Source organism: Dorea chungnamensis (assembly GCF_039832125.1).
Lineage (GTDB): Bacteria > Bacillota > Clostridia > Lachnospirales > Lachnospiraceae > JAFBIX01.
The window spans coordinates 44,891-54,778 of sequence record NZ_JBDOHT010000017.1 but is presented as its reverse complement, the minus strand read 5'-3'; the positions used below and the strand labels follow the sequence as shown (position 1 = coordinate 54,778).

At 39.2% G+C, this 9,888-nt stretch carries 8 protein-coding genes, 1 rRNA gene and 1 pseudogene; all 10 read left to right on the top strand.

Annotation, left to right across the window (positions count from 1 at the left end):
* Positions 1-330 (top strand): 23S ribosomal RNA (locus ABE613_RS13000); the annotation flags it as partial.
* A gap of 250 nt (positions 331-580) precedes the next feature.
* Entirely contained in the window at positions 581-1,486 is a 906-nt protein-coding gene (rbsK, locus tag ABE613_RS12995) for a ribokinase (protein ID WP_347376595.1), read from the top strand.
* A gap of 348 nt (positions 1,487-1,834) precedes the next feature.
* Positions 1,835-3,136: pseudogene (locus ABE613_RS12990) on the top strand (ABC transporter substrate-binding protein).
* 103 nt (positions 3,137-3,239) lie between these two features.
* Positions 3,240-4,163, top strand: coding sequence for a carbohydrate ABC transporter permease (locus tag ABE613_RS12985; protein WP_331473107.1), 924 nt, complete (start codon positions 3,240-3,242; stop codon positions 4,161-4,163).
* Positions 4,164-4,166: 3 nt separating this feature from the next.
* A complete protein-coding gene (locus ABE613_RS12980) occupies positions 4,167-5,003 on the top strand; it encodes a carbohydrate ABC transporter permease (protein ID WP_235232983.1) in 837 nt (278 codons plus the stop codon).
* 32 nt (positions 5,004-5,035) lie between these two features.
* Entirely contained in the window at positions 5,036-6,361 is a 1,326-nt protein-coding gene (locus ABE613_RS12975; RefSeq protein WP_347376596.1) for an ADP-dependent glucokinase/phosphofructokinase, read from the top strand.
* A 62-nt stretch (positions 6,362-6,423) separates the two neighbouring features.
* Positions 6,424-7,287 carry a ketose-bisphosphate aldolase gene (locus tag ABE613_RS12970; protein WP_235232982.1) on the top strand — a complete coding sequence of 288 codons (864 nt, stop codon included), beginning with the start codon at positions 6,424-6,426 and terminating at the stop codon, positions 7,285-7,287.
* A 36-nt stretch (positions 7,288-7,323) separates the two neighbouring features.
* A complete protein-coding gene (locus ABE613_RS12965) occupies positions 7,324-8,172 on the top strand; it encodes a MurR/RpiR family transcriptional regulator (protein WP_235232981.1) in 849 nt (282 codons plus the stop codon).
* 113 nt (positions 8,173-8,285) lie between these two features.
* Positions 8,286-8,969, top strand: a complete 684-nt coding sequence (locus ABE613_RS12960) for a D-lyxose/D-mannose family sugar isomerase (protein ID WP_235232980.1) — start codon at positions 8,286-8,288, stop codon at positions 8,967-8,969.
* A 14-nt stretch (positions 8,970-8,983) separates the two neighbouring features.
* Entirely contained in the window at positions 8,984-9,856 is an 873-nt protein-coding gene (locus ABE613_RS12955) for an aldose 1-epimerase family protein (RefSeq protein WP_235232979.1), read from the top strand.
* Positions 9,857-9,888: the final 32 nt, after the last annotated feature.

Here is a 9,888-nt window from a genome sequence, read left to right as displayed (position 1 = left end):
GCGGTACGCGAGCTGGGTTCAGAACGTCGTGAGACAGTTCGGTCCCTATCCGGCGTGGGCGTAGGATATTTGAGAGGAGCTGTCCTTAGTACGAGAGGACCGGGATGGACTGGCCGCTGGTGCATCTGTTGAACCACCAGGTTCATGGCAGAGTAGCCAAGCCGGGACGGGATAAACGCTGAAGGCATCTAAGCGTGAAGCCCCCCTCAAGATGAGATATCCCTACGTAAGTAGTAAGACCCCTTGAAGACGACGAGGTAGATAGGGCAGAGGTGGAAGTACAGTAATGTATGGAGCTGACTGCTACTAATCGGTCGAGGGCATGACCAAGCAAGGTGATAGGTAATGGATGATATTTCTTGTATGCAGTTTTGAAGGTATATAAGTTTAAGACAGTCAGTTTGACTGTCTTTTTTTCATATGTATAAAAGATTATTATCATTCAAAATGTTTTGTTATAATAGCTAGTTGATTTAAAGTGTCTAAAATGATACTGTTTTTACAGAACATGTAGTAGATGATAAACATTTACAGATATAAAATTCGTACAAAATAATAAAAATAAAAGGGAGAAGAACAAGTGAAGAATATTGCAGTGATTGGAAGTTTGAATCTGGATACAGTTATAGAGGTTCCTCAAATGCCAAAAGCAGGGGAAACACTTGCCGGAACGAGTGTAACTCAGATTCCGGGAGGAAAAGGAGCGAATCAGGCGTACGCAGTCGGTAAGCTTCTGGGAAAAGTTAAAATGATTGGTGCTGTGGGAGATGATGCTCCGGGGAAAGTTCTTGTCAATAATCTGAAAAGTGTCGGAGTGGATGTTTCCGGTATATCAGAGATTGAGGGAGGGACAACTGGACAGGCATTTATAACGGTAGAAGATAGTGGCGAGAATTCTATTATCATTATCCCTGGTACGAATGCAGATGTAACAAAAGAACTAATTCAGAAGAATGAGGATGTAATTCAAAAGGCAGATATTATTATTATGCAGTTGGAGATACCTCTGGAGACGGTGGAATATATAAAAGAAATGGCGATAAAGCTTGGCAAGACGGTTATTTTAGATCCGGCTCCGGCGGTTCGTGATCTTCCGGATAGTTTCTGGACAGGAATTGATTATATTAAGCCGAATGAAACAGAGCTTTCTATATTGGTGGGCAGGCCGCTTGAGGGGATAGATGCAATTCAGGAAGGTGCCTGTTCTATGTTAAAAAAAGGTGTAAAAAATGTATTGGTTACACTTGGGAACGAAGGGTGCTTGTTTGTGGCAGAAGGAACGGAAGAGTATTATCCGGCATGTAAGGTAGAGGCAGTAGATACAACTGCAGCAGGAGACTGTTTTACTGCAGCATTTGCTTTGGCGCTAAGTCAGGGAAAAACCTGTGGAGAGGCTATTGTGTTCGGACAAAAGGTGGCATCTATTGCAGTAACCAGAAAGGGAGCTCAGACTTCTATTCCATCACCAGAAGAAATTATGGAGTAAGAGAGAAAAAGGGTTACAGTATTTGGGAAAGTTATTACTAAATGCTGTGACCCTTTTTATGTTAATGTGTAAGAAATGTATTTTCATGACGCGTCAGTAATAAGTGAAATAATTAACGAAAAAATAAAATTTCTTACACATAATTTAAATTTAGCAATAATACATATTGACAATATGAAAAAATATTTTATAATATAATTAAAATAGCATAAAAAGTGGAAGAAAAATAAGGATAAATTAGCGAATATAGACATAAAAATCCATCCATATGTGATATTCGGAAATTTGCCTTAAAAATTTTTTTCACAAAATGCTGAAATAAAATTTCATTTAAAGGAGGAACTATTAATGAAAAAGAGAACAATCATGAAGAAAATGCTTTCAGTTGGTCTGGTTGGCGCAATGGTACTTTCATTAGCAGCTTGTGGATCTAGCAGCAGCGGAGATTCAGAAGAAGCTAGTGGAGACAGCGGAGATGGCGTTACACTTGAATTCCAACAGTGGTGGGGCGTAGAGCTTCCGGATGGAGCACTTCAGGAGATCTGTGATGACTTCACAGAGGAAACAGGAATCAACATTGAACTTCTGAGCAATCCTTATGCAGATACTAAGACTCAGATCGCGGCTGGTGCAGCAGCAGGAACAATGGCTGATGTAGTTGGTCTTGATGGATCTTGGGTATATGATTTTGCAAAACAGGAGTCTATCGCAAACTTGACAGATTTGATGACAGATGCAGGCTATGATGACAGCCAGTTATCAGATCAGATTCAGGTAGATGGAAGTACATACATGATTCCAGTTGTTAACTTTGCATATCCATTATATGTAAATATGGACATCCTTGAGGAAGCTGGGGTTTCTGAGGTTCCAACAACATGGTCTGAGTTCTTGGATGCATGCGATAAGATTACATCTAATACAGATGCAGCTGCATTTGCAATTCCATTATCTTCTGAAGCTCCTAACGGTATTCAGAATCAGTTCATGACATGGCTGTAGGCATCAGGCGGAGCTATGTTAGAAGATGGAAAACCGAACCTTGAAGGTAATGAAGATCTGGAGAAGGTTGTTGATTTCGTAAAAGAGATGAAAGACAACGGATACCTCTCTGACGGTGCTGAAGCTATGAAAGAGCAGGATATGGTTAACGAGTTCGAAAACGGACGTCTTGCATTCATGGTAGATGGAATTTCTCACTTGACACTGATCAAAGAAGAAAGCCCAGACCTTAACTTTGATTACGCTAAGATGCCTGTAATGGATGGTTACGAAGGCGAAAGCGGAATGGACGTTGCTAACTGGGGTATCGGTATTGCTGAAAACTGCGAGAACAAAGAAGAAGCATGGCAGTTTGTAGAATATCTTATGAGCCCAGAAGTAAATGCTAAATTAGCTCAGCTTGCAAATGCTTTCCCAGGAAATGCAACTGCAGAGCCTGATTATTCTGAAAACGATGAATTATTCCTGAAAGCATACGATATCTTCCAGACAGGTTATGCTATCAACGAATTCACAGGTGCTCCTACATCTGAAGATTTGATGAGAAGCTTTAATGAGCAGCTTGTATTATTTCTGGATGGAGATACAGCATCTGCAGCAGATATGTTAAGTGCAGCACAGGCAAGCTGGGAGCCGGCTTTTGAATAAAAATCGGACAGAAATATAGGTTAAAGAGTTAGAGTTAAAGAATATAGGCTGCGCGTATATTCGCGCAGCCTATACTTCTCAATAAATGAAGGAGGTGGGATGATTGGCAAAGGGAAATAAAGTAATGACAAGGCCGGCAGGAAGCAAAAAGGATGTTTTAAAGAAACAGGCAACACCATATTTATATCTTTTACCAACAGTTGCATTAATGATTGTTCTGCTGGTTGTACCTATTATCATGGTTATCGGATATTCCTTCTTCGATAATGTGATTGTTAATAAGAATCCTATTTTTGTTGGATTACAGAACTATAAAGCAGTACTGACGGACCCAACATTCCTGGTCGCAATAAGGAATACGCTTTTCTTTGTTATCGTCAGCATTGTAGCACATCTTTTAATTGGTATGTTATTTGCAATGGTATTGAATACAAGATACCTTGGTGTTAGAGTAAAAGGTATTTTCCGAGTAATCTATGCTTTGCCATGGATGTTTACAGCATCTGTTATCGCAATTCTCTGGAGAATGATGTTAGATCCGAATGGTGTAATCAACTATCTTATTACATCTATGCACATAGTTGATAAAAACGTATCGTTCCTGGCAACGAGAGATATTGCGCTTAAAGCGGTTACAGTGATTAATATTTGGTCGGGATATCCTTTCTATATGATTAGTATTTTGGCAGGATTACAGGGAATTTCAGGAGATTTATATGAGGCATCCGCACTGGATGGCGCGAATGCTATTCAGACATTTTTCCGAATTACAATTCCTCAATTAAAACCGATTCTTGTCAGTCTTCTGATGTTAGACTTTGTTTGGACATTGCAGCAATTCGCTTTGATTTGGATGACTACAGGAGGCGGACCGGTCAATGCAACCGAGACGATCAGTACATATATATACAAACAGGGCTTCACGAAATATCAGTATTCAATGGCATCGGCTGCAGCCGTAATTCTTCTTATTGTATGTACGATTATTGGAATCTTCTATGTCAGACAACAAAGATCGGAGGATTAAAGTATGATAGGAAAGAAAAAAATTTCAGTTCAGATTTTAGTTATCATAGTATTGATCATTGGTACTTTGTGGGCGGGTTTTCCGATTGTATGGATGTTCTTGAATTCATTTAAGCCTAATGCGGAGATTTTTGCATGGCCGCCGACATGGATTTCTGAGAATTTTAGTTTGGATGCTTATAAAGCAATCTTTACAAACCCGGAGCAGGTAAGGTTTTTTATTAACAGTTACATTATAGCTGGGTTGGTAGTAGTGATCACTCTTATTATTGGAATTATGGCATCTTATGCATTTAGCCGTTTTGACTTTAGAGGAAAGAGCGTAATTAATACGGTTATCGTTGCTGTACAGGCTGTACCGCCGATTACTTTGTTGATTCCATATTTGAGTTTGATTGTAAGCTTAAAATTATACAATACATATGCAGCACTTGTCCTGACATATCTGGTATTTACGCTTCCATATTGTATCTTGATGACAACGGGATATCTGAATACTCTTCCAAAAGAGTTAGATGAAGCGGTTATGATTGATGGAGGATCCCGTTGGAAAGCTTTGTGGAAAATCCTGGTTCCTACAGCTGTACCTGGTCTGGTATCCGTTGGAATGTATACATTCATGCAGGCATGGAATGAATATTTGTTTGCGTTAGCATTGACAAAGACGAATGATATGCGTACGGTGCCGGTAGGTATCAACTTGTTGATGGGACAGCATTCATATGAGTGGAATCAGATGATGGCAATGAGTGTACTTGGATCATTACCGATACTTGTATTATTCTTGTTCTTCCAGAGATACTTTATCGCTGGTATGACGGCAGGATCAGTAAAAAGTTAAGACAGATAATATTTAGGAGGATTTCAATAGTGATGAATGTATTACAGATTGAGCAAAAATACAGGCAGGCATATGAAACAATGGATGAGACAGTGAAAAAGCGTGTGTCTGAGAAGCGTTATACAGCAATGGGATATACCAGCAACTTAGATATTTTGTGCGATTTTCAGGTTGAAAGATTGAATGAATTGCTTGCAAAATACCTTCCAGATGGAGATCTTTCGCAGATGGAAGTCCCGGAAAAGGTTCACACTATGGAAGAATTGCTCCAGACAATTGTGTATTATTGTAGCCGGGGAATAGGCGGAGAAGCAGATATAGAGAATACAAAACTCTTGGAAGAGTGCTTTTCTGCACAGTATGGAATGGGCGGAACGGCAGTTCAGGCGGCTTTGGCACTTGCTCAGGTGGGCTGCCCGTCTGTCGTGCATCTTACAGATGACTCCAAAGAGGTATGTAAGTTGTTAGAGTCTCCTTATGTTTATACCGTTTCTGAAGAAGGAGAGTTGGTACATACAGATGGAATTGTCCAGACTCAGGATCAGGAAGTACACTGTATTATACAGTTTAAAAAAGGTGATGTGATCTGTCTGGGCGATCAAAAAGCAGAGATTCCTTGCTCGAACCGATTGATTTTAACAAAGATTACGGTGAATGAATATGTTCCGTTTTTTAAACCTTATTTTAAATGGGTTGAAGAAAATGCAGAACATGTGAGCAGTAATGTATTGTCCAGCTTTAATGCGCTTTTAGATCCGGAAGTTTTGAAGGAACATTTGGATTTTGCAGAACAGCATGTTATGAAATATCGTGAAAAAAACCCGGAAGGTATCGTATTTTTTGAAGATGCACACTTCCATGATATTTCAGTAAGAAAGCTTTGTCTGGAGACGGTATGCTCTTGCGTGGATATTGTCAGCCTGAACGAAGAAGAACTGAAGTATACATTAAAAGAAATGTATGATTTTGATATAGATATTAGTGACATTATTTCCTGTGTTGAAGGTGCAAAATTTATTCGGGAAAAATTTGGTATCCGTAAGGGTATTATCATTCATACCAAAGATTATTCTATGTATGTAGGTGAAAAACTGAAAGCAGATATCGAAAAAGGGCTGATGTATGGAAATATGTTGGCTACTGCAAAAGCACAGAATGGAAGTTATGGTACGAAGGAACAGATTGGAGAGGTTCTTACCTTTGAGCTGAGCCCGAAGGGGATTGAGAACTACAGTAAAGTGATAGAGAGCAAATACGCGGATGAAGTAACATTAGTACCGTCGAAATATATTGATAAACCTAAATATACCATTGGATTGGGTGATTCATTCTTAGGCGGCGTACAAATGTGTTTCTAAAAAATATTTTATAGAAAAAAATGGTAATTTATAGTATTATATTTCTAGAGGAGGACTAAATTATGTTAATGAATATGAAAGACATCTTGGCAGTAGCAAAGGAGAACAAATTTGCGATTCCGGCATTCAATATTTCCGATTACTCAATGTTCTTGGGAATCATGGATGTTTGCGAGGAAACTAATTCACCGGTTATCATTGAGATTCATCCAGATGAATTAAGCTTTACTGGACCAGAAATGGTTTTAGCTATTAAGGAAAGAGCATATAAGTCACCAGTGCCAGTATGTATTCACTTGGATCACTGTAGTGATTTTGGAACAATTATTTATGCGATCCAGTCTGGATTTACATCTGTAATGTTTGATGGTGCAGAGCTTCCTTTTGAAGAAAATATCGCGGGTGCTAAGAAAGTAGTAGAAGCTGCACATCCTGCAAATGTATCTGTTGAGGCAGAACTTGGAACTATCGGATCTACTGATCCGGCAGATTTCGAAGGCGGAACAGCAAAAATCATTTATACAAATCCAGACGATGCAGCAAAATTCGTTGCAGAGACAGGTGTAGATACTCTTGCTGTTGCAATCGGAACATGTCATGGTTTATATCCAGCAGGAATGAAACCAGAACTTAAACTGGATATTTTGAAAGAGATTGAAGCAAAAGTAGATATTCCATTGGTTCTTCATGGTGGATCTAACAATCCGGACAAAGAAATTGGAGAATCTGTAACACTTGGAATCAATAAGATTAATATTTCTTCTGATATCAAGGTTGCATATTTCCAGAAAATGAGAGAAGTATTAAAAGATGAAGGGGTAAGAGAGCCAAATGTAATTGAGCCTCAATGTATGGAAGCTATGAAAGAGTGTGCAAAACATAAATTAGAACTCTTCCAGACAATTGGAAAAGCTTCTTTATACTAAGCCTTTTGGGCTCTCCCTTCAAGGAGAGGTGTCAAAGTGAAAAAAGAGAGTATGCTGAATAAAGGTGTTCTCGAGGTAATAAAAGAGAACTATAACTGCATTTTTTCAGCTGAAAAAAAAGTAGCAGATTTTGTCTTGAAAAATCCACAAAAGACGGTGGATTCTAATGTGTCTGAACTGGCAAAGCAAAGTGGTGTGAGTGATGCAACGGTTGTAAGAATGTGTCACCATATTGGCTATACGGGTTATTATGAATTCCGTATTACTCTGGCGAAGGATTTGGGAAGACAGCAGTATGAGACGGTCAATCGTGTACAGACGCATGATGAGGTAGAAAGGCAATTTCGAGAATATGCGGAGAATATTATCGCAATAGGGCGAAGGATAGATGCCGATGTCATGTGGAATTGCGTGAATCTATTGAAGTCATGTAAGCAGGCGCATCTTCTGGCCGTAGGAAATACATGTCCATTAACTCAGTATATGGGATTCCGTCTTGGAAGATTAGGAATTAAAAGCACATATAATGTTGCCGCAGAATATTTTTTGAATAATGTAAATTTAGCTGATTCGGATGATATATTGGTTGCAATTTCTCAATCTGGTACATCCAAACAAGTGATTCAGGGATTGGAGCTTGGAAAGGAAAAAGGATTAAAAGCGATTGCGATTACTGCTTATGCAAATTCACCAGTAGCGAATCTTGCAGACTATGTACTGCTTTCGGCAGGAACAGAAGGACCTTTTAATTATTATAAAGGTTTTGCGCATTTGAATGAAACTGCAGTAATAGATGCTCTTTTGAACTTTGTCACAAATGCAGAATTAATCAATAAGAAGCAGGCTGACAGGCCTGAGATTATATTATCAGAATACAAGATGTAAGTATGATAATGTAGAACAGCGGGGCTCTTTTGCATGCTTCATGTATGAAGAAGCCCTGCTGTTTATTTATAAAAGCAAAGTTTTGAAAGAATAAAATGTTTGGAGGAAATAATATGAAACGTTCAAGGATTAATCAGGTAATTAAGGATATGGAGCAGTTGATCAAGGAACATGGGTTTGAGATTCCACCGTTTGCAAAGTGGGCTGCTGAAGACTGGAAGAGTGTTGGACATGAATATGATGAAATTCGTGATAATAAACTTGGATGGGATATTACGGATTACGGCCTTGGCAAATTTGATGAGGTCGGATTCGCGCTCCTTACAATTCGAAACGGAAATCAGAAGATGCCAGAGAAGTATCCAAAGACATATGCAGAGAAATTATTAATGCTCTACGAGGGACAGACCGCTCCATTGCACTATCATGTATCTAAGATGGAAGATATTATCAACCGAGGCGGAAATGATATTTATATCACTGTTTATAACGGAACTAAGGATATGGAAAAACTGGATACAGATGTAGTTGTATATAAAGATGGTAAGAAAGAAATTGTTCCGGCAGGAACAAAAGTGCTTTTGACACCTGGAGAGAGTATTACAATTACACCTTATATGTTCCATGATTTTGTAGTTCCGGAAACTGGCGGATCTGTTCTGTTAGGAGAGGTATCTATGTGTAATGATGACGATAACGATAACTTCTTCTATGAGAGAATGGGACGTTTCCCAACGATCGAAGAAGATGAGCCGGCATACCGTCTGCTGTGTACAGAATATCCAGATGCAGAATAGTGGGAGGAATGAACGTGAATTATGAGATTAGTAATCGATGCATGACGGTTAAGATAGCTGCCATTGGTGCAGAGATGCAATCTGTCATAAAAGACGGGACAGAATATCTGTGGGATGGAGATCCGAAGTACTGGCCGGAGAGAGCACCTATATTATTTCCATTTGTAGGAAGATTTACAGATGGGAAATATACTTTAAATGGTCAGGAGTATCATATGGGAATCCACGGATTTGCAAGAAAACTTTCGTATCAGGTTGTAGAGCATGAACGAGACAGGATCGTGATGGAACTTGTGGATACAGAAGAAACATATGAATCTTATCCGTATCATTTTGTTTTGCGCGTGAGTTATGAACTGGATGAGAATCAGATTAAGATTGGATATCAGGTTCGGAACAATTCAGATAAGATGATGTATTTCGGAATCGGCGGGCATCCCGGATTCAAGGCACCGCTGGAAGATGGCCTGGAATTCTCAGATTATTATCTGGAGTTTTCGGGAAAAGGTTGCCCGGACAGGGTTGGTCATACAGAAACTTGTTTCTTGAATGGAATCAATAAAGAATTTCCATTAGAAGATGGGCAGAAGATAAGAATGAGACATGATATGTTCGATGATGATGCTATTGTTCTTCAGAATATGCCGGGGGAAGTGACATTAAAATCGGACAAAGGAACAAGAAGTGTTACGGTATCTTATCCTAAGATGTCTTATCTAGGATTCTGGCATGCGCCGAAAACCGAAGCGCCCTATATTTGTATTGAACCATGGACTTCCCTTCCATCCAGACAAGATGTGGTAGAAGAGTTCAGCAATAAGAGTGATCTGGTACGTCTGGGAACTGGTGAGACTTATTGCAATCAGTGGAGTATAACAATCCGTTAAGGATCTGCAGATATATTGATATGCCCTTTAAG

What these genes read in the sequence shown, in the direction of transcription:
- ABE613_RS12970 (WP_235232982.1), top strand. Translation starts at nt 6,424, where the DNA reads ATGTTAATGAATATGAAAGACATCTTGGCAGTAGCAAAGGAGAACAAA.
- ABE613_RS12960 (WP_235232980.1), top strand. Translation starts at nt 8,286, where the DNA reads ATGAAACGTTCAAGGATTAATCAGGTAATTAAGGATATGGAGCAGTTG.
- ABE613_RS12975 (WP_347376596.1), top strand. Translation starts at nt 5,036, where the DNA reads ATGAATGTATTACAGATTGAGCAAAAATACAGGCAGGCATATGAAACA.
- ABE613_RS12980 (WP_235232983.1), top strand. Translation starts at nt 4,167, where the DNA reads ATGATAGGAAAGAAAAAAATTTCAGTTCAGATTTTAGTTATCATAGTA.